The 20696-nt window shown below is 76.0% G+C and carries 19 protein-coding genes and 5 tRNA genes; 14 read left to right on the forward strand and 10 right to left on the reverse strand.

Annotated features, from left to right (window positions below):
* Window positions 1-67 precede the first annotated feature (67 nt).
* From ACZ6Q9_RS08930 to ACZ6Q9_RS08940, 3 genes are all read left to right on the forward strand, one after another.
* Entirely contained in the window at window positions 68-592 is a 525-nt protein-coding gene (locus ACZ6Q9_RS08930) for a DUF488 family protein (RefSeq protein ID WP_396828072.1), read from the forward strand.
* Between the two features lie 66 nt (window positions 593-658).
* A complete protein-coding gene (locus tag ACZ6Q9_RS08935) occupies window positions 659-1174 on the forward strand; it encodes a SigE family RNA polymerase sigma factor (RefSeq protein ID WP_393452120.1) in 516 nt (171 codons plus the stop codon).
* Window positions 1174-2589: a WD40 repeat domain-containing protein gene (locus ACZ6Q9_RS08940; RefSeq protein WP_396828070.1), complete on the forward strand. Its 1416-nt coding sequence runs from the start codon at window positions 1174-1176 to the stop codon at window positions 2587-2589. The genes ACZ6Q9_RS08935 and ACZ6Q9_RS08940 overlap by 1 nt, the downstream gene beginning before the upstream one ends.
* On the opposite strand, the gene ACZ6Q9_RS08945 is transcribed toward ACZ6Q9_RS08940, so the two are convergent.
* From ACZ6Q9_RS08945 to bioB, 3 genes are all read right to left on the reverse strand, one after another.
* Window positions 2579-3085 (reverse strand): GNAT family N-acetyltransferase, encoded by a 507-nt coding sequence (locus ACZ6Q9_RS08945; RefSeq protein WP_393265189.1) that lies wholly within the window; start codon window positions 3083-3085, stop codon window positions 2579-2581. The two genes, ACZ6Q9_RS08940 and ACZ6Q9_RS08945, sit on opposite strands and share 11 nt — an antisense overlap.
* Window positions 3086-3090: 5 nt before the next feature.
* Window positions 3091-3321 (reverse strand): biotin synthase auxiliary protein BsaP, encoded by a 231-nt coding sequence (bsaP, locus tag ACZ6Q9_RS08950; protein ID WP_396828416.1) that lies wholly within the window; start codon window positions 3319-3321, stop codon window positions 3091-3093.
* Between the two features lie 127 nt (window positions 3322-3448).
* Window positions 3449-4444 (reverse strand): biotin synthase BioB, encoded by a 996-nt coding sequence (gene bioB / locus ACZ6Q9_RS08955; protein ID WP_350711677.1) that lies wholly within the window; start codon window positions 4442-4444, stop codon window positions 3449-3451.
* 155 nt (window positions 4445-4599) lie between these two features.
* Here bioB and ACZ6Q9_RS08960 point away from each other — a divergent pair, with 155 nt between their 5' ends.
* The 4 genes from ACZ6Q9_RS08960 to ACZ6Q9_RS08975 all read left to right on the forward strand — a co-directional run bounded on the left by ACZ6Q9_RS08960 (window position 4600) and on the right by ACZ6Q9_RS08975 (window position 9026).
* Window positions 4600-5736 (forward strand): 8-amino-7-oxononanoate synthase, encoded by a 1137-nt coding sequence (locus ACZ6Q9_RS08960; protein WP_393265186.1) that lies wholly within the window; start codon window positions 4600-4602, stop codon window positions 5734-5736.
* Window positions 5737-5935: 199 nt separating this feature from the next.
* Window positions 5936-6637 (forward strand): dethiobiotin synthase, encoded by a 702-nt coding sequence (bioD, locus tag ACZ6Q9_RS08965; RefSeq protein ID WP_393265597.1) that lies wholly within the window; start codon window positions 5936-5938, stop codon window positions 6635-6637.
* 54 nt (window positions 6638-6691) lie between these two features.
* Window positions 6692-8359 carry a sensor histidine kinase gene (locus ACZ6Q9_RS08970; protein ID WP_396828064.1) on the forward strand — a complete coding sequence of 556 codons (1668 nt, stop codon included), beginning with the start codon at window positions 6692-6694 and terminating at the stop codon, window positions 8357-8359.
* On the forward strand, window positions 8349-9026 hold the full coding sequence (locus tag ACZ6Q9_RS08975; RefSeq protein ID WP_396828063.1) for a response regulator: 678 nt from the start codon (window positions 8349-8351) through the stop codon (window positions 9024-9026). The genes ACZ6Q9_RS08970 and ACZ6Q9_RS08975 overlap by 11 nt, the downstream gene beginning before the upstream one ends.
* A 72-nt stretch (window positions 9027-9098) precedes the next feature.
* On the opposite strand, the gene ACZ6Q9_RS08980 is transcribed toward ACZ6Q9_RS08975, so the two are convergent.
* The 5 genes from ACZ6Q9_RS08980 to ACZ6Q9_RS09000 form a co-directional block, all read right to left on the reverse strand.
* Window positions 9099-10262 (reverse strand): cytochrome P450, encoded by a 1164-nt coding sequence (locus ACZ6Q9_RS08980; RefSeq protein ID WP_396828060.1) that lies wholly within the window; start codon window positions 10260-10262, stop codon window positions 9099-9101.
* Window positions 10263-10271: 9 nt separating this feature from the next.
* Window positions 10272-10940 carry a class I SAM-dependent methyltransferase gene (locus ACZ6Q9_RS08985; protein ID WP_350684270.1) on the reverse strand — a complete coding sequence of 223 codons (669 nt, stop codon included), beginning with the start codon at window positions 10938-10940 and terminating at the stop codon, window positions 10272-10274.
* Window positions 10941-11024: 84 nt separating this feature from the next.
* Complete coding sequence (locus ACZ6Q9_RS08990) at window positions 11025-13952, reverse strand: M36 family metallopeptidase (protein WP_396828057.1); 2928 nt, start codon at window positions 13950-13952, stop codon at window positions 11025-11027.
* Between the two features lie 286 nt (window positions 13953-14238).
* Entirely contained in the window at window positions 14239-14814 is a 576-nt protein-coding gene (locus tag ACZ6Q9_RS08995) for a TIGR03086 family metal-binding protein (protein WP_396828055.1), read from the reverse strand.
* Between the two features lie 152 nt (window positions 14815-14966).
* Window positions 14967-15569, reverse strand: coding sequence for a TetR/AcrR family transcriptional regulator (locus ACZ6Q9_RS09000; protein WP_350711691.1), 603 nt, complete (start codon window positions 15567-15569; stop codon window positions 14967-14969).
* Between the two features lie 280 nt (window positions 15570-15849).
* On the opposite strand from ACZ6Q9_RS09000, the gene ACZ6Q9_RS09005 reads away from it, so the two are divergent.
* From ACZ6Q9_RS09005 to ACZ6Q9_RS09015, 3 genes are all read left to right on the forward strand, one after another.
* A tRNA-Gly gene (locus tag ACZ6Q9_RS09005) sits at window positions 15850-15922 on the forward strand.
* Window positions 15923-15956: 34 nt separating this feature from the next.
* Window positions 15957-16027, forward strand: a tRNA-Cys gene (locus ACZ6Q9_RS09010).
* Window positions 16028-16040: 13 nt separating this feature from the next.
* A tRNA-Val gene (locus ACZ6Q9_RS09015) sits at window positions 16041-16115 on the forward strand.
* Window positions 16116-16561: 446 nt separating this feature from the next.
* Here ACZ6Q9_RS09015 and ACZ6Q9_RS09020 read toward each other — a convergent pair.
* Window positions 16562-18232, reverse strand: coding sequence for a helix-turn-helix domain-containing protein (locus tag ACZ6Q9_RS09020; protein ID WP_396828052.1), 1671 nt, complete (start codon window positions 18230-18232; stop codon window positions 16562-16564).
* A gap of 196 nt (window positions 18233-18428) precedes the next feature.
* Entirely contained in the window at window positions 18429-18668 is a 240-nt protein-coding gene (locus tag ACZ6Q9_RS09025; RefSeq protein WP_350711694.1) for a DUF6458 family protein, read from the reverse strand.
* 176 nt (window positions 18669-18844) lie between these two features.
* On the opposite strand from ACZ6Q9_RS09025, the gene ACZ6Q9_RS09030 reads away from it, so the two are divergent.
* From ACZ6Q9_RS09030 to ACZ6Q9_RS09045, 4 genes are all read left to right on the forward strand, one after another.
* A tRNA-Gly gene (locus ACZ6Q9_RS09030) sits at window positions 18845-18917 on the forward strand.
* 49 nt (window positions 18918-18966) lie between these two features.
* Window positions 18967-19041: transfer RNA gene (locus tag ACZ6Q9_RS09035), tRNA-Val, on the forward strand.
* Window positions 19042-19226: 185 nt separating this feature from the next.
* Complete coding sequence (locus ACZ6Q9_RS09040; protein ID WP_393452143.1) at window positions 19227-20237, forward strand: NAD-dependent epimerase/dehydratase family protein; 1011 nt, start codon at window positions 19227-19229, stop codon at window positions 20235-20237.
* Between the two features lie 141 nt (window positions 20238-20378).
* Window positions 20379-20690, forward strand: coding sequence for a hypothetical protein (locus ACZ6Q9_RS09045; protein ID WP_396828050.1), 312 nt, complete (start codon window positions 20379-20381; stop codon window positions 20688-20690).
* Window positions 20691-20696: the final 6 nt, after the last annotated feature.

The following is a 20696-nucleotide window of genomic DNA, read 5'->3' on the forward strand; positions in this document are numbered from 1 at the left end:
GCGGATCTTGGACAGCTTCCGTTTCCCGAGGACGGTAACTGTCCAGGATTCGGGGCATCCCCTCCACGTGGAGCTGCTGACGGTGGGGCACGGGGCGGCGGACCGGACGCGGCTGGGCAAACTGCTCGCCGGCGCCGGGATCGCCCTCGTCGTGGACGTGCGGCGGTTCCCCGCGAGCCGCACCAACCCCGACGTCCGCCGGGAGGAGCTGGCACGCTGGCTGCCGGCGGCCGGGATCGACTACCGCTGGGAGCAGCGCCTCGGCGGGCGGCGGCACACCCCGGCCGGCACCGCCGAGCCGGACACCTGGTGGACCGTTGCCGCCTTCCGGGCGTACGCGGCGTACACCCGTACCGCCGACTTCCGGGCGGCGCTGGACGCGGTGCTCGCCGACGCGGCGGCCCGGGCCACGGCGGTGATGTGCAGCGAGAGCGTCTGGTGGCGCTGCCACCGGCGGCTGGTCGCCGACGTGGCCGCGCTGGGGCGCGGCGTGCCGGTGGTCCACCTGATGCCCGACGGGCGGCGTGCCCCGCACCGGCCCGCTGCTGGCGCCCGCCGGCTCGACGGCGGCGACCTCGTCTGGGACGGCTGAGAAAATCTCCCACCGGACCCACCCGTCGGGGCGTCGCCGCGCGTGGTCCCGGTCGGGAGGTGGGGTGTGGACCCTGAGGAGTCGTTCCGCGCGTACGTGTCGGGGCGCATCGCGGCGCTGTCCCGCGCGGCGTGGCTGCTGACCGGAGACCGCCACCAGGCCGAGGACCTCGTCCAGCTCACCCTGGTGCGGGTCGCCCGGCACTGGGAGCGGATCAGCGCGGCCGGCGATCCCGACCCGTACGTGCGGCGCACCATGTACAGCCAGCACGTGTCGCTGTGGCGGCGCCGGTGGCGGGGCGTGGACCTGCGGGCCGAGCCGCCGGAGCGGGCCCTGCCGGACGGCAGCGCCGACGTCGCCCGCGCCCTGGTGGTGCGGGCCGCGCTGGCCCGGCTGGCGCCCCGGCAGCGGGCCGTGCTGGTGCTGCGCTTCTACGAGGACCTCACCGAGGTGGAGACGGCCCAGACGCTCGGCTGCTCGGTCTCCACCGTCAAGAGCCAGACCCGGGACGCGCTGGCGCGGCTGCGTACGCACGCTCCCGAACTGGCCGAGCTGGTCGGCGCGACGGCGGGGGAGGCGTGATGGGCGAGGAGCTGCGGAACGTGCTGCGGGATCTGGGCGAGCGGATGCCACCGGTCCGGCTGGGCGACGACCCGTGGACGGCGGGACGGCGGCTGCGGCGGCGGGCGCGGCGGCGGGCCGCCGTGGCGTCGCTGGTGGTGGTGCTGGCCTGCGCCCTCGGCGTGCCGGTGACGCTCGGCACCGTCGAGCAGCGGTCGATGACGGGCGCCGTGCCCGCCGCCGTGCCGCACCGGATCGGGCTGCCGTACATGTGGCAGGCGACCGTCGAGCAGGATCCGCCCGGCCGGGCGTCGCTGCTGTTCAGCGGCGGCGACCACCTTGGCCTGCGTGGCATCGACCCGATCGACCACGAGGGCAAGGTGGCGGTGCTCGGCATGGGTGGGAAGTACCGCATGATGCTCTACGGCGACGCAGAGCGCAGCGCCGGGGTCGACGTGCTGCTCTCTCCGGACAGCCGGTACGTCGCGGATGGTTCCGCCGACGGGTGGGTCCACGTCACCGACCTCACCACCGGCGACCGGCGGTCCTTCGCCGGCGGGGCGGAGAGCACCTGCTGCACCACGCCGGTCGCCTGGGCCCCGGGCGGCGACGCCCTGCTCGTGCTGCACCACCACGACGGCGACCCGGACGGCGACGGGGTACGCCCCAGCCGGCTGCTCCTGCTGGACCTGGCCACCGGTGCCAGCCGCCGGGTGGGGGGCGACCTCGGCGACCGGTGGAGCCTGCGCACCGGGTCGCTGGCCGCGTTCTCTCCGGACGGCACTCGGATCGCCGTCGCCGCCGGCGGCGAGCTGACCATGCTGGACCGCGCCGGCACGGTCGCCTGGTCCCGCGAGCTGGGGCCGGACGAGCGGCTCGCCGGGGTCGGCGCGTTCACCCCCGACGGCTCGGCGGTCGCCGTCTTCCGTCTCGACGGCTGCCGGAGCTGGTGCGACGCCGACCAGCGGGCCGCCCGCACCTGGCGGACCGGCTACGTCGACGCGGCGACCGGCGGGGACGGCATCGGCCCCGCCGTGCCCCCGGTCCAGGGGCAGGCCCTGCGGGCGCTGGGCTGGAGCAACGGCCGTGCCATGGTTGCGCTCCGGTACGTCCCGGAGCCCGGCATGACCATGGGGGAGGGCAACGAGTGGGACGACACCGGCTACCGGGAGACCGGCCACGTCCAGCTGGTGTCGCTGCGCCCCGAGGGGCGCGTCCAGGTGCTGCTCGACCCGCCCGACGGCGTGCGGGCGATGGACGTGGCGCGCGTCCTGATGGAGGCCGGCCGGTTCGGCGGCAGGGCCCCCGACCCGCGTCCGTTCCCGGCCCGGCCGCTCCTGCTGCTGCCGGCTGTGCCGGTGCTGCTGATGGTCGGCGGGGTCGCCGGGGCGGTGTTGTGGTGGCGCCGGCGCCGACGCCGGGCGGTCAGTCGGTGAGCTCGTCGGCGAGCAGGTCCATCAGCAGCCCGTCGTGCCAGCGGCCGTCCTCGCCGCGCTCGTAGCGGCGCAGCACGCCCACGGGACGGAAGCCGACCTTGGCGTAGCTGCGCACGGCCGGGGTGTTCGCCGCCGCCGGGTCGATGGTGAACCGGTGGTGCCCGTGCGCCTCGACCAGGTGCCGGACCAGGGTGCGGATCGCGTCCGGCCCGAGCCCCCGGCCGTGCACCGACGGGTCGAGGAAGACGTCCAGGCTGGCGTGCCGGTAGTCCGGGTCGTCCTCGGCGTACCACTGGATGGCGCCGACCACCCGGCCGTCGTGCTCGATCGCGTACACCGACAGGTCGTCGTCGGCCAGGTCGGCCCGCACGGCCGCGGCGAGGTCGTCGCCGCCGCGCCACCAGCGTCGGACCTGCGGGGTGGCGCGGATCGCGGCGAGCGCCGGCACGTCGGCCGCGGTGGCCGGACGCAGCGTGACCGCCTTGCCCCGCAGCATCCCCCTCAGCCCCGGATCTCGCCGTGCTCGACGCAGACCGCCGCCCAGCCGACCGGCAGCACCTGCACCTTCATCCGGCGGCGACAGCGCGCGCAGTACCGCGGGGGCTCCAGCTCGCGCGCCGCCCGGCAGGCCGCGTGGGCACCGGCGCCGGCCGGCTCGCCGCACCGGTCGCACCACGGGTCGGCGGCCACCCCGCCGCCCGCAGTCGGCACCGCGCCGCCCGCCGCCGGCACCGCGTCGCCCGCAGTCGGCACCGCGTCGCCCGCCGTCACCGGGGCGGTCACCCCGCCGCCCGCCGCCGGCACCGCGTCGCCCGTCGTCACCGGGGCGCTCACCGTGTCGCTCGTCGTCACCGGGCGCTCACAGCGTTGCGGAGAGCGCCTTGACCGGCATCTTCAGGTCGTCGAGCAGCTCGAGATCCGCGGTCGCCGGCCGACCCAGGGTGGTCAGGTAGTTGCCGACGATCACCGCGTTGATGCCGCCCAGCAGGCCGTCGCGCGTGCCCAGGTCACCGAGGGTGATCTCGCGGCCGCCCGCGTACCGCAGGATGGTGCGCGGCATCGCGAGCCGGAAGGCGGCGATGGCGCGCAGCGCGTCCTTGCCCTCCACTACCGGCCGGTCGCCGAGCGGGGTGCCGGGCCGGGGGTTGAGGAAGTTCAGCGGGACCTCGTGCGGGTCCAGCTCGGCGAGCTGCGCGGCGAACTCGGCCCGCTGCTCCACCGTCTCGCCGAGGCCGAGGATGCCGCCGCAGCAGACCTCCATGCCGGACTCGCGGACCATCCGCAGCGTCTCCCAGCGCTCCTCCCACGAGTGCGTGGTGACCACGTTCGGGAAGTAGGAGCGGCAGGTCTCCAGGTTGTGGTTGTAGCGGTGCACGCCCATGTCGACCAGCTCGTCGACCTGCTCCTGGCTGAGCATGCCCAGGGACGCGGCCACCTGGATGTCGACCTCGGCCTTGATCGCGGCGACGCCCTCGCGCATCTGCTTCATCAGCCGGGCGTCCGGGCCGCGCACGGCGGCCACGATGCAGAACTCCGTCGCCCCGGTCGCGGCCGTCTGCCTGGCCGCCTCGACCAGCGACGGGATGTCCAGCCAGACCGAGCGTACCGGCGAGGTGAACAGGCCGGACTGCGAGCAGAAGTGGCAGTCCTCCGGGCAGCCGCCGGTCTTCAGCGAGACGATCCCCTCGACCTCCACCTCGGGGCCGCACCAGCGCATCCGCACCTCGTGGGCGAGCTGGAGCGCGGCGGGCAGGTGTTCGTCGGGCAGGTTCAGCACGGCGAGGACGCCGGCCTCGTCGAGACCGACGCCGTTCTCCAGCACCTGGGTTCGGGCCTGGTCGAGGATCTCTGGCATGGCTCGTACCCTACAAGGCCGCCCGGCCGGGAAGAACGGCCAGCGTGTCGGGCCGGCGGCGCCGGGGTGGACGCGCCGGGCCAGGTCCGGCGGGTGGTAATTTCGCCCGGCGGAAGCAGCCGACGACGAGCGGCACGGGCGGCGTGGGGGTGACGGTGGCGGACTGGCTGGCGGCGCTCGACCGCCGCGCCGAGCTGCGCGCGAAGGCGGGGCTGACCCGCACGCTGGTGCCCCGGGACGCCGGCGACGCCGTGGTCGACCTGGCCGGCAACGACTACCTCGGCCTGGCCACCCACCCCGACGTCACCGCCGCGGCGGCGCGGGCGCTGTCCGCGTACGGGCTGGGGGCCACCGGGTCGCGGCTGGTGCGTGGCTCCACCGACGCCCACCACGCGCTCGAGGGCGCCCTCGCCGACTGGCTCGGCACCGACCGGGCGCTGGTCTTCTCGTCCGGCTACCTGGCCAACCTCGGGGCGGTCCGGGCGCTCGTGCGGCCGCGTACGCTCCTGGTCTCCGATGCCCACAACCACGCGTCGCTGATCGACGGCTGCCGGATCTCCGGCGCGGAGACCGTGGTGACGCCGCACGCCGACGTGGCGGCGGTGGCCGCCGCGCTCGCCGCCGCGCCGGGCCGGCCGGCGGTGGTCGTCACCGAGTCGGTCTTCTCCGTCGACGGCGACCTCGCCCCGCTGGCCCGGCTGCACGCCGTCGCCCGGGAGCACGGCGCGATACTGCTCGTCGACGACGCGCACGCCCTCGGGGTGACCGGCCCGGCGGGTGCCGGGGGCGTCGCCGCCGCCGGTCTCGCCGGCCAGCCCGACGTGGTGGTCACCGCGACCCTGTCCAAGGCGCTCGGCGGCGCGGGCGGCGTGGTCGCCGGGCCGGCCGCGCTCGTCCGGCACCTGGTCGAGACCGGGCGGACGTTCATCTTCGACACCGCGCTGCCCCCGGCGGTCGCCGCCGGTGTCCACGCCGCCGTCGGGCTGGCCCGCGCCGGCGACGACCTGCGCGCGGAGTTGGCCGAGCGGGCCGCCCTCGCGGTGCGCCGGCTGACCGCCGCCGGCCTGGCCGTCTCCGACCCCGACGGCGCGGTCGTCTCGGTCACCGCGCCGGGGCCCGAAGCGGCGACCGCGTGGGCGGCCGACTGCCGCGACCGGGGGGTGGCCGTCGGCTGCTTCCGCCCCCCGTCCACCCCGGACAGCCGGTCCCGGCTGCGGCTCACCATCAGCGCGGGGGTGCCCCGGCGGGACTTCGAGCGGGCCCTGGAGGTCATCGTGGAGTGTGCACCGTGAGCGCGAGGAGTGAGCCGGTGTTGCGAGCCCCGCAGTCGCGAACTGAGGTGGCACCCGTGAGCGCGAGGAGTGAGCCGGTGTTGCGAGCCCCGCAGTCGCGAACTGAGGCGGCACCCGTGAGCGCGAGGAGTGAGCCGGTGTTGCGAGCCCCGCAGTCGCGAACTGAGGTGGCACGGTGACCAAGCCGTGGCGGGGGCCGGTGCTGGTGACCGGCACCGACACCGAGGTCGGCAAGACCGTGGTGACCGCCGCGATCGCGGCCGCGGCGCAGGCCGCCGGCCTGCGCGTCGCGGTGGTCAAGCCCGGCCAGACGGGTACGGCCACCGGCGAGCCCGGCGACATCGACTCCGTCACCCGGCTGGCCGCCCCGCTGACCGGCCGCACCCTGGCCAGCTTCCCGGACCCGCTCGCCCCGCTGGCCGCGGCCCGGGTCGCCGAGCTGGAGCCGCTGGAGCTCTACACCGCCGTCGACGCGGTCCGCGAGGAGGCCGAGAAGCACGATCTGGTGCTGGTGGAGGGCGCCGGCGGGCTGCTCGTACCGATGGGGCTGCGGCCGTCGGGCGAGCCCTGGACGGTGGCCGACCTGGCGGTCTCGCTGGGGTCCCCGGCCGTGGTGGTGGCCCGGGCCGGGCTGGGCACCCTGAACCACACGGCGCTCACCCTGGAGGCACTGGAACGCCGGGCGGTGCCGGCCGGCGTGGTGATCGGCGCATGGCCGGCCGACCCGGAGCTGGTGCACTGGGCCAACCTCACCGAGCTGGTGCCGCACCTGCTGGGCGCCCTGCCGGCCGGTGCCGGCGCGATGGACCCGGGGGTGTTCCGGCGGTCCGCGCCCGGCTGGCTCACCCCGGCGCTCTACGGGGTGCTCGACGACTGGCGGGCCTGGGCCGACGAGATATGAGCACCTGACTTTCGTCGGTGCCCGCCCGGGTCGGGCGTGGGTAGCCTGGCCGCCGTGGAGAGCTGGTGGGCCGCGCTCGCGGGCGGTGGACGGGTGGCCCGGGCGGGCGTCCGGCGGTGGACCGGTGACCTGCTCCTGTGGCTGGTGACCGCCGCCCCGATCGGGTACGCGGGCGTCACGCCGCCGCACTCCGGGCGGGCCGTCGCCCTGACGGTCGGCGCGCTGCTGCTGCTCGCCGTGGCGGTCGTGGTGAGCCGGCGGTGGCCGGTGGCCGCCCTGGTGGCGGCGGTGCTCGGCTCGTTGCTGGACGGCAACTTCCTCTTCGCGATCCCGGTGTTCAGCTACCTGACGGGCCGCCGCAGCGCCACCGCCGTGCCGGCTGCTCTCGCCTTCGCCGCGATCGCGGCCGGCGGCACCGCGCTCAACCTGGGGCTGCTCGGCACCGGCGCGGCCACCTGGTTCCTGCTCGCCTCGGTGCTGCTCTTCGCCGGGGTGTTTCCGTGGCTCGTCGGGCGGTACCGGCGCCAGCAGGCCGCCCTGGCCGACGCCGGCCGGTGGCACGCCGAGGCCCGGGACCGCGAGCAGCGGGGCGCCGCGGAGCGGATCCGGCTGCGGGAACGGGCCCGCATCGCGCAGGAGATGCACGACTCGCTCGGGCACGACCTGAGCCTGATCGCCCTGCGCGCGGCCACCCTGGAGGTCACCGACGACCTCGCCCCGGCGCACCGGGCCGCCGCCGGCGAACTGCGGGCCAGCGTCGCGGCCGCCACCGAGCGGTTGCACGGGATCATCGGGGTGCTCCGGGACGAGGGTGGAACGGCCACCACCCGGCCGGCCGACGAGACCGTCGCGGACCTGGTCGACGGGGCCCGGGAGGCCGGCATGGCGGTCGACGTGGATCCGCCGGGCGGGTTGCCGCACCTGCCGGCGGCCACCGCGCGCACCCTGCACCGGGTGGTCCGGGAGGCGCTCACCAACGCCGCCCGGTACGCGCCCGGCGCGGCGGTCACCGTCGCCCTGGCCGGCGACGGCGACCAGGTCGAGGTGTCGGTCGTCAACGCGCCGCCGCCGGCCGGGCCGCTGCCCGGCCCGCCGTCCAGCGGATCCGGCCTGCTCGCCCTCGCCGAGCGGGTCCGCCTCGCCGGCGGTGCCCTGACGGCCGGCCCCCTGGGCGGTGGCGGCTTCGCCGTCCGCGCCCGGCTGCCGCTGGACGGCCTTTCCGGCGCCGACGCCGTCCTCCCGCCCGGCGACGCCCCAGTCCCCGGCGACGTCCCAGTCCCCGGCGACGTCCCAGGCATCGGCGACGCCCCAGGCCCCGCCGGCGGCCCAGACCCTGCCGGCGGCCCAGACCCTGCCGCCGGCCCTCGGCCGGCCGAGGCCGAGCAGCGGCTGCGCGCCGCCCGCCGACGGGTCCGGCGTAGCCTGCTGACGGCGCTCGGCGCCCCGGTGGGCCTCGCCCTCGTCCTGTCGCTGGTCTACTACCCGGTCGCCACCGCCGGTACGGTGCTTCACGCGGACGCCTTCGCGCGGATGCCCCTCGGCGCGGAGCGCGCCGCGCTGACCGGGCTGCCCCGGCGCCAGCTCGACCCGCCCGCCGAGCCGGCGCGGCCCGGCTGCGAGTACTACACCGACGGGAACTTCCCCCTGGCCGAGCCGACCTGGCGGCTCTGCTTCGCCGACGGCCGGCTGGTCAGCAAGGAGCGGATCACGGATGAACGCTGACACGGGCGGCCCGGTGCGGGTCGTGCTCGCCGACGACGAGGCGATGATCCGGGCCGGTGTCCGGGCCATCCTGGCCACCGATCCGGGGATCGAGGTGATCGGTGAGGCTGCCGACGGCCGGGCCGCCGTGGACCTCGTCCGGGCGCACCGGCCCCGGGTGGCGCTGTTGGACATCCGGATGCCGAGGCTGGACGGGCTCAGCGCGGCCGCCGAGATCCGCCGCCTCGTGCCGGAGACGGCGACGGTCATGCTGACCACCTTCGGCGAGGACGACCACGTGGCCCGGGCGCTCGGGCACGGGGCCAGCGGGTTCCTGCTCAAGGCCGGCGACCCGCGCGAGCTGATCGCCGGGGTGCACGCCGTCGCCGACGGCGGCGCGTACCTGTCGCCGCAGGTGGCCCGCCGGGTGATCGAGCTGGGCGGGGACCGGGTGGCCCGCCGGCCGGTGGCGCGGGACCGGCTCGCCGGGCTGACCGAGCGGGAGCGGGAGGTGCTCGCACTGGTCGGGGCGGGACTGTCCAACGCCGAGATCGCCCGCCGGCTCTACCTGGTCGAGGGCACCGTGAAGAGCTACCTGACCAGCATCTTCACCCGGCTGGAGGTGCGCAACCGGGTGCAGGCGGCGATCCTCGCGTACGAGGCGGGGCTGGTCGAGCCCAGCGGCTGACCCGCCCCGGGCTTACCCGCCCCGGGCCCGCGCGCGCCCAGGGCGGCGCCACCGGGCGGCCACGTCGGCGGCTCAGTGGCGTCGGACGACGAAGGCGTCGGGCATCCGGAACGTGAGGTTGTCGGGGCACCACGGCTCGCGGACGACGGCGACCCCGTCCAGCAGCGGGGCCGTCTCGCCGACCACCACCGCCGCCTCCATCCGGGCGAGCTGGTCGCCGACGCAGCGGTGCGCGCCTGCCCCGAAGGCCAGGTGCCGGCGGGATCCGCGCTGCCCGGGCCGGAACTCGTCGGGCACCTCCACGGTGGCCGGGTCCCGGCCGGCGCGGGCCAGCCAGAGCACGATGCTGGTGCCCGCCGGCACCGCCGTCCCGCCCAGCGTGGCGTCCACGGCGGCTACCCGTCGCCAGGTGACGATCGGCGGCTCCAGCCGGAGCCCCTCCTCGACCACGTCGGCGACCGCGACGGTGCCGGCCCGCAGGCCGGCCAGCACGGCCGGCTCGCCGGCCAGCCGGTGCAGCAGCAGGGTGAGGAACTGCGACGTGGTCTCCTGGCCGGCGACGAGCAGGAAGAACAGCGCGCCGACCACCACGTCGGGCGGGTGCCCGGCGGCCCGCAGCGACCCCGCCAGCCCGCCCCCGGTCTCGGCGAACTCCCGCAGCACCCGGTGGAACCGGCCCACCTCGGCCGCGAGCGCCGCCTGGCGGTCGGCGTCCAGCGGCGCCCAGAACAGTTCCAGCGCCGTGCGGGCGAACTCCTTCACGGCCCCGACCGGCGTGTCGGGCAGCTCGACCAGCCGGGCCAGCACCAGCAGCGGCAGGTCGGCGGCGAGTTCGGCGTAGAGGTCGACCGGCGCGCCCGCGTCCAGGGCGGCGCCGATCGCGGTGAGGCGCTCCCGGACCAGTCCGGTCAGCCAGGGCCGCTGCGCGGCGACCCGGGTCGGGTGCAGGGCCTCGGCGACGATCGCCCGGATCTGCGGGTGGCTGGCGCCGCCGTTGTTCGCCAGGGTCGGCGGCAGCCGGAACCGGTGCCCGGCCAGCACCCGCAGGGCGGCCACCGGGATCGGGGTCACCGCGTCCAGCGCGTTGTCCGGCCGGTACATGACCGGGTCGGTCAGCACCTCCCGCACCAGCGCGTGCCGGGTCACCACCAGGTGTTCGACACCCACGTGGTCGGCCACCCGGGCCACGTCCGGCCAGTGCGCGTCGGTGGTCTGCGCCCAGCTCCGGAACAGCACGTCGACACGCTATCGGGCGGCTCCCGGCAGCCCGGCCCGCAACTGCCACACCGTGGTGCGCTTCACCCGGACGCTCTCCAGCGTCTCGGGCACCGGCACGTCGTAGGCGGCCAGCTCGTCGAAGCGGTCGCGGGGCAGGAACGCCCGGCCGGGATCGCCGACCAGCACGTCCGCCCCGGCGCGGGCGGCCCGGAGCAGGAAGCGCAGCACCCGGTTGGCCATCGCCTCGCTGTAGAACACGTCCCCGGCGAACACCACCTCGGCCCCGCCGGCGTCGCCGTCGAGGATGTCGCCGAGCTCCGCGTCGACGCGTACCCCGTTGGCCTCGGCGTTGACCGCCACGGCCGCGACGGCCAGCTCGTCGATCTCCACGGCACGGACGGCGGCGGCGCCGGCCCGCGCGGCGGCGATGGCGACCAGGCCGGAGCCGGCGGCGAGGTCGAGCACCCGGCGGCCGGCGACCAGCTCGGGATGGTCGCTGACGTACCTGGCCAGCGCCTGACCGCCGGCCCAGGCGAAGGCCCAGAACGGCGGCGGCTGGGCGCTGCGGAACTCGCCCTCGGTCAGCTCCCACAGCCCGATGGCGTCGTCGGCCTGGTGCAGCCGCACCTCGGGGACGAAGGCGACCGGGGCGAGGCGGGCGTGCAGCCGGACGAAGGCGGTGGAAAGGTCGGACACGCCGCCGATTGTCTCCCGCCGTCCGTCGGTCGGCGCCACCGGCCGTCGGGGCCGGCCGGCGCGCCGGCCGGCCCCGACGGACGGTCACTTCGAGAACGCCTGGAACTCCGCGATCCGCACCTGCGTACGCGCCGGGCTGGCGGTCGCGCAGTCGGTGGTGGTCGCCGGGTCGTCGTCCTGCTCGCCCGCGTAGTCCGGCCCGCCGGTGCACTGGCTGGCCAGGACCTCCAGCCGCAGGTGCGTGGCCAGCGTGGTCGGCACCGGGAACTCGCGCAGGTTGATGTCCCGCACGTACGCCCGGTACGCCCCGCCCGGGAACGCGTCCGCCGCGCTGGTGTGGATCCGCTGCCAGTTCGCCGGATCCGCGCAGTCGGTGGTCTTCGCGTTGCAGGCCGACACCGCGAACGACCGCAGCGCGCTGAGCGAGTTCTGGCTGCCCGGGTCGGCGTCGCCGGTGATCGACGGGCGCAGCATCGCGCTGACGTTGACCCGCTTCACGACCTGCGGCGCGTCGCCGGGCAGCGCCACGGTGACCTGCTTGCCGGCCACCCCGTCGAGGGAGGCCCAGTTGGTCGCCTCGGTGTCGTCGGCGATCCGGTCCAGGTTGACCCCGTCGCCGGTGATCGTCGCGCCGGAGGCGGTGGACGCGAGGTTGCGGCTCATCCGCAGGTCGACGTACCCCTCCTTGCCGGCCTTGGCGACCACGGTGAGCCGCTGGTGGCCGAAGCCGGGCGCGACGGCGAGCAGTTGGTACGTGCCGGGCACCAGCTCGATCCGGTCCGGCAGCGCCGTCGCCGGGTCGGTGTCGGCCACCGGGACCGCCCGCGCCTCGTACGCCCCGACGTACACCCGGATCGGCGCGTCGGCGCTGTCGCCCTTCGGGCGGAGGGTGAGCACGGCGTTGTCGGCGTCGGGGGCGGCGAAGCTCGGCGTCGGGTCGGTGTCGGAGGCGCCGTTGCTGGCGGCGTCCCGGCCCATCCCGGAGCGGGCGAACTCGGCCCAGAGCAGGTCCTGGTTGGCGCCGCCGAAACGGAGCAGGTCGGCGGTGAGCATGTTGTCCCGCATGTCGAGCATGCTGACCTGGCTGGCGGCCTGGAGCAGGAACGAGTCGAAGACGAGCTGCGCCCAGCGCCGGTTTCCCGGGCACTGCTCCACCGCCACCCTGCCCTGCGCGCAGTCGAGCTGGCGCTGCGGGGTGCCGACGCCGTACCGCTTCATCAGCGCGGCGCGGACCCGGAAGTTGGTGGCGCTCCAGATCTCGCCGTCGGCGTGCACCGCCGGCCCGCCGGTGTTGTAGCCGACGTCGGAGTAGTTCAGCGGGCTGCGGCTGAAGTCGTGGTTGCGGATGCCGCTGACCAGGTTGCCGGTGACGTACCCGCCGGTGACGTAGGGCGTCTCGCCGGGGGCGCGCAGCCCGTGCTCGAAGAGGTACTCGGCGGCCAGCAGGTCGCTCCACGACTCGCCCATCGAACCGCCCTGGTGCCCGCCGATGCCGCTGTCCGGGCCGGCGATCATCCGGTTGGTGATGGCGTGGGTGTACTCGTGCCCGATCACCGTCATGTCGTAGTCGCCGTCGACGCAGGGCGGGTACGGCCCACCGGCCTGCGGCTGCCACAGGTACATGTTGGTGGTCGGCGGCAGCCCGTCGCGCGGCGTGCCCTGGTTGGCGTTGTTCCGGTTGCCGCTGAGCGCGCCCTGCTGCGCGCGGCCCTGCTCGGCGTCGCCGCCCCGGCCCTGCGGGGTCAGGTTCACCGCCTGGAGGTTCCAGGTGGCCTCGGTGAAGCCGAGGTGCCAGGCCCAGTCGTGCATCCGGTTGTGCATGGCGAAGAGGTTGGCGATCGCGGCGTCGCCGTCGTTGCGCTGCGCCGAGGTGAACACCGCGGGGTTGCAGCGGGCCTGGTGCCACTGGTCGGTGAACGGGTACTCGTAGCGCCGCTGCGGGCTGGGCGCGACCGGCACGGCCGGCGTGCCGCCGCCCCAGGACCGTACGGTGTTGGCGGAGTTGCCACGCGCGGTGCCGGTCGGCGTGCCGGTGGCCGTGTCGACGTCCCACGGCTGCCCGGTGGCCGGGTCGCGGAACGCCTCCCGGCACTCCGGTGCGGGGTCGCCGCACCAGCGCACCCGGGGGTCCTGCCCGGGGCCGAGGTCGCGCGGCGGGGTGGCCGGGAAGACGGCCCAGCTCGGGTTGTCGGAGTCGAAGTCCACGAGGTCCTCGCGGACCAGCACCTTCCCGGTGATCCCGTCGACGTAGGTGGTGAACGCCTCCGGGTGGTCGTCGTCGGCGCCGATCAGGGTCACCTCGTACGCGGCCCGGGGCCCGTCGAGCGGGGTGGGCACGGCGACGGCCCGCACGCTGTGGCTGCGGACCGCGTCGGCGGCCAGGCCGGCGTCGGCGAGCGCCGCGTCGTACGCCTGCTCGTCGGTGAGGGTGGCGGGCGCCGGCGCGGCGGTGTCCCGGGAGAGCGAGGAGCTGACCGCGAGGACCGTGCCGGCGGCGACCGCGACGGTGACCAGGCCGTCGTGCCCGGCCGGCAGGGCGCCGAAGCGCTGCCGGAGGGTGACCACCGCGCCGTCGCCGATCGGCCGGACCAGCAGCCGGTCCATCGCCTCGACCGCGGCGGCGTCCAGGCCGAAGAGGTCCTGGTTGCCGGTCAGGTACGCGCGGGCGGCCGCCTCCGGGTCGCCGGGGAGGCCGGTGGCGAGCGGGGCGCGGGCGGGGCCGAGCGCGTGCGGGGTGCCGAGCCGGTTCCAGCGGACGTCCGGGTCGGCCTTGCGGGCCAGGCCCCGCTGCCGGGCGTCGGGGGCGGCGGTGCCGGGGCGGTTGTCGACGTCGGCGTGCTCGTGCCCCTCTGCGAACGGGCCGGAGCGCCGTTCGGTGGCGGCACCGCCGGTGGGGACGGCGGCGGTGGGGCCGGCGGGGAGCAGCGCGGCCACCACCGCGGTCGCCGCCAGGACGGGAACGAGCCGGCGTCGACGCCGGCTCATCCAGGGTGTCCACTCCGGTTGTGCCACGGGACCTCCTCATGGGAGCGGGGGTGGCCGGCCCTACGCCGGCCGCGCAGTGCGGTGACACATGCGCATCTGTGGATATCAGCCCGGGTCGGCGGGAACAAGGGCCACGCCTACTCAAGGCGGGCCCGGCCGCGATGGCGACTTCACGGAGGGTGGAGACCGGTGGCGGTCGACTACCTGGAGCGCCACGGGCTCGTCGGCAACGGGCCTCGGCCCGCCGCCGCCAGGAGAGGATGGTGGTCGCCGCGCTGGTGCCGTCCGGTGGCGGCGGGCGCGACGCAGGGGGCTACGGCGCCCAGTCGGGGTCGCGGCCGAAGGCGGCGACGAGGCGGTCCTGCTGGTCGGCCTCCGCCGGCACGTCGGCCCCCGACCGGATCAGCCTGTCCCGCTGGTAGTCGCCGATCCGTCGGCCGAACCAGCGGGCGCACTCGGCGACCGCATCGGCGTCCAGCCGGGGGTCCGCGCCGATCGCCACGGCCAGGTCCCAGCCGTGGATCAGGTGTTCCGCGATGAGCTGGTGCAGGTACTCCTCCGCCGGGGTCTCGCCGGCGGAGAGCGCGACGGTGCGTGCCAGCGCCCCGGGGTGGGTGAAGGCCAGCTCCGCCTGCGCCGCCGCCTCCCGGGCCGCCTCGACCGGGTCCGGGCCGAGCACATCGTCGTCGTAGCGGTCGCCGACCTCCTCGATCGTCCGGCCGGCGAGCAGCGGCACGCACCACCGGTCCTCGCCGACGACGTGGTTGACCAGCGCCCGGACGTCCCAGTCCGGGCAGGGGGTCGGGTCCGACCACTGCCCGGGGCCGACCAGCTCCACCCGGTCGGTGAACTCGGCCAGGCTGCGGCGGTACGTCTCCAGCGGGTCCATGCCGACGATTGTTCCGGGTGGCCTCGGGGGCCGAGTCGTTTTGCCGGCTTCGGGCGGGGATGACCGCATCGGTCGAACCCGTCCGCTCCGCCGCCCTCCGGTGACGGGCATCGGTCGAGCTGGTCCGGTCCGCCGGCCTCGGGTGGTCGGGGTCAGTCGAGCTGGTCCGGGTCGAGCCCGAGTTCGCGGGCGGTGACCAGGCGGACCCACTCGGCGAGCTGGCGGCGGGAGATGACCCGGTCGTGCACCGCGAGCTGCACCGCCAGGCCGTCCATCACGGCGCTGATCCGCCACGCGGCGCCGGCCGGGTCGGCGCACTCGAAGGTGCCGTCGCGAACGCCTTCCGAGATCACCGCCGCGAGGTCCTCCCGCCAGCGCAGGTCGAGCCGGCGGGAGACCTTCTCCAGCTCCGGGGTGCGCAGCGACTCCGCCCAGCCGTCGATCCACATGGCCCACGACGTCGCCCGGCCGGCCGGCGTGTAGAGCTTCACGATCCGGCGCAGCTTGGTCAGCGGCGGGGCGCTGGACCGCATCACCGCGTCCAGCCGGGCCAGGTCCTGCTCCACCGCGTACGCGAACGCCTGCGCGAGCAGCCGGTCCTTCGTGGCGAAGTGGTAGAAGACCAGCGCCTGGCTCACCCCGGCCGCCTGCGCCACGTCGGCCGTGCGGGTGTTGGCCAGACCCCGCTCCACGATCACGTCACAGGCCGTGCGCAGCAGGGCATCCAGGCGGATTTCGGCCGCACGTCTCGTCACGCCGTTACCGTAGCGCATCAGCTTGAACACGAGGCGTCACCGATAACGGCCCGTCCGCCCTCCCGAGAGTCGGAAGCCGGACAGTTCGGCCACGCCACGACCGGCACCGCGGCCGACCCGCTTCGCCCGGACCGGGGGAGGAGTAGCTGGGCAGGCTCCTAGGAAGCTTGGAGGTGAGGCAACCCGTCACCATCGGACGCGCCGAGAACCACCCCGATTTGGCAACCGCTCGCCGGCTCGGCTAAAGTTCTCATCCGTCACCGGTTAACGCCGGGGGCACGCGGACGTAGCGCAGCTGGTAGCGCATCACCTTGCCAAGGTGAGGGTCGCGGGTTCGAATCCCGTCGTCCGCTCGGAGATGCCGCCACGCATGACGGGGGCAACCTCGGTGGGGTGGCCGAGAGGCGAGGCAACGGCCTGCAAAGCCGTGTACGCGGGTTCAAATCCCGTCCCCACCTCGGCAACAGGCGAGGGCGATTGGCGCAGTGGGAGCGCGCTTCCTTGACACGGAAGAGGTCACTGGTTCAAACCCAGTATCGCCCACCAGAACGAAGGCCCGTCACCATCCGGTGACGGGCCTTCGCCGTTCCCGGACGCCGCTGCGCCGAGCCTCCGCCGCGCACAGGGCACTGCCGTTCGGACCGTCACCGTTTCGAAGGCCGCGCCCGGACCGCCCCGGTTGGACCCGGAGTCATGGGCGACCACGGCCGCCCGCCCGCGGTGTCGTCGCGGGCGGGGCGGCCGCACCCCCCCGGAGCCGGCCGGACGCGTCCCCCGTTGCGGCGCGTCCGGACGTCGGCCGTCAGCTCACCGGATCGCCGGTCGGGCTCACATGGTGGCGTCCTCGCCGCCGTCTCCCAGCAACGGTAGGGAGCAGCGCCGGCCGGGCGCGAGGACCGATCCGCACAGCGACGGCGCCGGCGGTGTCGGGCTGCACAGCGACCGCGACCGGCGCCGCTGCTCGGGGGCGCACGGTGGGAAGCCACCGGCGGTCAGGCGGGCGGCCACCCGGCCGGGTCGTCGACCAGGCCCGCGTCGGCGGTCGCGTCGAGGGTCCGCAGGGCGAGCCAGAGCTCGTGCCGGGCGCTCGGCCCGCGCAGCAGGGAACGCCCCAGCGCCTGCTCGGCCCGGCCGAGGCGTTTGCGTACGGCGGACACCGAGACGCCGAGCGCGGCGGCGGTGTCGGGCAGTCGCGCCTCGGCGCGCAGCCACGCGCGTACGGTGACCAGGCCGACGGGCGTCCCGCCGGCCTCCAGGGGTGCGAGCTGGCCGCGCGCCCAGAGGCACAGGGCGGGGGTCGCCAGCAGCCGGTCGAGGCCCATCCACCGGCTGTCGGCCGCCGCCTCCTGCCCGAACGCGCCGTCCGCGCCACCACCGACGACGGGCGGTGCCTCCGGCACGTCTTCCGGGGTCGCGGCGGAACCGAGCAGGTGCAGGGCCAACCACGCGACCGACTGGTCGGAGATCCGGGACAGGTCGAGCCCGAGGCGGTCGCGCAGCAGCGCCAGCCGGGCCGCCAGGGTGTTGCGGTGGATCCGCAGGTGCCGGTGGGCCGCGCCGTCGAAGGCGAGCCAGGAGCCGAGGGTGGCGAGCAGTTCCTGCCCGTCGGGATCGATCCGTCGGGCCGGCCGGTACGACAGGCACGGCGCCAGCAGCGTCCGCGCCCAGTCCTGCCCCGCGGCGCCGAGCAGGGCGCGCAACTCCGTCGCCCGGTCGAAGCGGCAGTGCCCGTCCGGTCCGTTCCGGGCCACCGCGAGGGCGTGGAACGCCTGCTCGTAGCCGGCGGCGGTGCGGCGCAGCGGGACCGGCTCGCTCACCCCGATCCGCGTCCCGGGCACCCGTCCGGTGACGAGTCTCCCCAGCGCGTCCGCGTCGCCGGCCCCTCGCGGCCCGGCGCGGTCCGGGGCCGGCACCAGCGCGATGAGGTGCCGGGAGCGGACCGGGCAGGGCACCACCCAGGCCCGCCCGCCCAGCGCGCGGGTCACCTGCCCGGCCGCCTCGCCGCGTCGCCGGGGCGCGCACTCGACGACGCACACCCGGACCAGGTCGGGCAGGTGGGGACGCAGTGCCGCGGCGATGCGCCGGGCCGGTGCCACGTCGCCGACCATCAGCAGGTGCAGCACCGCCTCCCGGCTGCGCACGTCGCCGGCGGCGACCCGCCGCCGGGCCCGCTCCGAGCGTTCCAGCCGCCAGCAGAGACCGAGGACGCGCGCCGCGTCGGCGAGCAGGTCGCCGGGGAGTGGGTCCACCGGGTCCACCACCGCGAGCCAGGGGGCGGGCTCGGTCCCGCCGTCGGGGTCGCAATCCGCGCCGTCGTCGCGCTCCCCGGCGCCGAGGGCGACCAGGTGGACGGTGGGCGCGCCCGAGCCGCCCCGCACGGCCGCCGGCGTGCCGCGTCCGTGCAGCTCAGGTACGGCGCGGGCGGCGGCGCCCAGCACGGCCCGGTCCAGCGGGTCCCGCCCCGGGTGGACCGTCAGCAGGGCGCCGTCCACGCCGATCAGGGCGGCCGCGGTGGATCGACGGGCGAGCGTGTCGAGGACGGCCCGGACGGGATCGGGGCCGGCGGCGAGGCGGGTCATCGCGACGACGGCCTCGGCGTGCTCGAAGCGGACTCGCGACGGCTGTCGCCCGGGCGTTCGCGACCCGTCCTGCTCCGTCCGCACGACAGCAGACGGTAGTACCCGGGTGGCGAGGGTCACGAGGAGAGGCGGCGGAGGGGTGACGCCCGGCACGCCGGCAGGCCCCCGGGCGGGTGGGGCCGGCGACGTCGACGTGCCGGCCACCCTCGCGGGGTGCCCGGCACGTGCGTCGCGGTGCGTCCGGCGACCGTCCGACTCCGTCGGCCGCGGGGCGGTCGGGTCAGAGCGGCGGGGCGACGTCCCGGCGTTCCTCGACCCGCCGGTACTCCACCGGCTCGGTCGTGCTGACCACCTGGCGGCGGCGTCCCCAGATGAGCGTGGTCATGATCAGGCCGAGCACGCCGGCCGCCATCAGGATCCAGCCGACGATGTCGAGGTCGATGCCGCCGAGGCTCGCGTCGAGCGCGAAGGTGAGGATCGCGCCGAGCGCGATCAGGAAGATGCTGGTGCCGATACCCACGACAGCCTCCTTGGTCAGGGGATGTGGTGTGCTGTCGAAGGAGGTCAGTACCCGGTGGCTGACCAGCGCAACCATCGGCTGCGCGGGAATCGCCCGCGGCGGCCGGCGGGGCGGCGTGCCGGGCGATCTTGCCGTCGGGTAGAGTTCATCCCGTCGCCGGGGAACGCCGGCGACACGCGGACGTAGCGCAGCTGGTAGCGCATCACCTTGCCAAGGTGAGGGTCGCGGGTTCGAATCCCGTCGTCCGCTCGCATCCCGCCACTACCGGCCCGGTCTGCCGGGCCCGGGTGGCCACCACGGGCGATTGGCGCAGTGGGAGCGCGCTTCCTTGACACGGAAGAGGTCACTGGTTCAAACCCAGTATCGCCCACCAGATGATCCGCGAGGCCCGTCACCGTCGTCGGTGGCGGGCCTTCGTGCTCTCCAGGGGTGGTGCTCCGTCACCCGTGTCTCCCTCCACCCGCGTCGCCCTCGCCCGCCGGATCTTCTGCCCTGGGCAGATCCGCTCACCGTGAACAGGGGGCCGGACGACCGGTCCGAGCCGGCACAGTGGAGCCCATGAGACTGCTGGTGTTGGGTGGGACGGGTTTCGTGGGCGGCGCCACGGTCGCCGAGGGGGTGCGTCGAGGCTGGTCGGTGACGGTGTTCAACCGGGGCCTGCACGGCGCGGCGCCGGAGGGCGTACGCCGGTTGCGGGGTGACCGGACCGCGCCCGGCGGCCTGGCGGCGCTGGCGGACGGCGAGTGGGACCTGGTGGTCGACACCTGGGACGGCGCGCCCCGGGCGGCGCGGGACGCCGCCCGCGCGCTGGTCGACCGCGTCGGCGGCTACGTCTACGTCTCCAGCGGCTCGGTCTACGCGCAGCCGGTCGTCGACGGGGTGGGCGAGGAGGCCCCCGTGGTGGACGCCGAGTCGGACGCCGACGACGGCGACTACGCGCACAACAAGGCCGGCGGCGAGCGGGCCGTGCGGGAGGTGTTCGGTGACCGGGCGCTGCTCGCCCGGGCCGGGCTGATCCTCGGGCCGGGGGAGGACATCGGCCGGCTGCCCTGGTGGCTGGAGCGGATCGCCCGGGGCGGGGAGGTGCTGGCGCCGGGCCCGGTCGACCTGCCGTTGCAGTACGTCGACGTGCGGGACCTGGCGGGCTGGATGTTGGACCGGGGCGCGGAGGGGCTGGGCGGGGCGTTCAACGTGGTGAGCCGCACCGGGCACGCGACCATGGGCGAGCTGCTCGACGCCTGCGTCGCCGTCACCGGCGCCGACGCCCGGCTGCGGTGGACCGACCCGGAGCCGATCCTGGCCGCCGGGGTGGTGCCGTGGAACGACCTGCCGGCCTGGATTCCGGCCGGGCACGAGTACCGCTGGTTGCAGGAGCGCGGCGTCGAGAAGGCGTACGCGGCCGGGCTGACCTGCCGCCCGGTGGCGGAGACGGTCGCGGACACCTGGGCGTGGCTGCGGCAGGTGGGCACGGTGCCGCCGCGGGCGGGCCGGCCACAGCGCGCCCCGGTCGGTCTGGCCCCGGAGCGGGAGGCGGCGCTGTTGTCCGCGACGGGCCCGGCCCGGGCCTGATCCCGCTTCGACACCACCGGCACGACGGCGGCCGTCCACTGTCCTGAGTGGACGGCCGCCGTCGTGCTGCGGGAAAGCGTTCACCGTGGGTGGTTTCCCGGTGCCCGGTGAGCGGCGAAATCTGGTCCGAGGTCACGGACCGTGATCGATATAGACAAGGATCGGGGGCGCCCCTACAGTTCGGCCGACTGGTTCTCATCTTCCACGGGGGATTGCGATGACTACTGGCCGCTGGCTGCTGCCTGCGCGCAGGTCGAGAGGTGCCCGTTCCACCTCGGGCAGTGGCAGAGGACGGTCAACGGGACGGTCGAGCACCGGCGGTCCTTCAGCGTCGTCGGCGTCGGCGGGCTCAACGGCCGGGTGGCCGACGCGATGACGACGCCCCGAATGATGAACAGGCTGGAGCCGACCGTCGCGTACGGCACGGGATCCTCCACCGACACCGTGGGCTGAGCACCA

It is taken from the genome of Micromonospora sp. NPDC049139, from assembly GCF_055586845.1.

What these genes read in the sequence shown, in the direction of transcription:
- ACZ6Q9_RS08995 (WP_396828055.1), bottom strand. Translation starts at nt 14,814, where the DNA reads ATGGACCCGCTGGAGACGTACCGCCGCAGCCTGGCCGAGTTCACCGAC.
- ACZ6Q9_RS08945 (WP_393265189.1), bottom strand. Translation starts at nt 3,085, where the DNA reads ATGCTGCGGGGCAAGGCGGTCACGCTGCGTCCGGCCACCGCGGCCGAC.
- ACZ6Q9_RS08940 (WP_396828070.1), top strand. Translation starts at nt 1,174, where the DNA reads ATGGGCGAGGAGCTGCGGAACGTGCTGCGGGATCTGGGCGAGCGGATG.
- bioB (WP_350711677.1), bottom strand. Translation starts at nt 4,444, where the DNA reads ATGCCAGAGATCCTCGACCAGGCCCGAACCCAGGTGCTGGAGAACGGC.
- ACZ6Q9_RS09040 (WP_393452143.1), top strand. Translation starts at nt 19,227, where the DNA reads ATGAGACTGCTGGTGTTGGGTGGGACGGGTTTCGTGGGCGGCGCCACG.
- ACZ6Q9_RS08975 (WP_396828063.1), top strand. Translation starts at nt 8,349, where the DNA reads ATGAACGCTGACACGGGCGGCCCGGTGCGGGTCGTGCTCGCCGACGAC.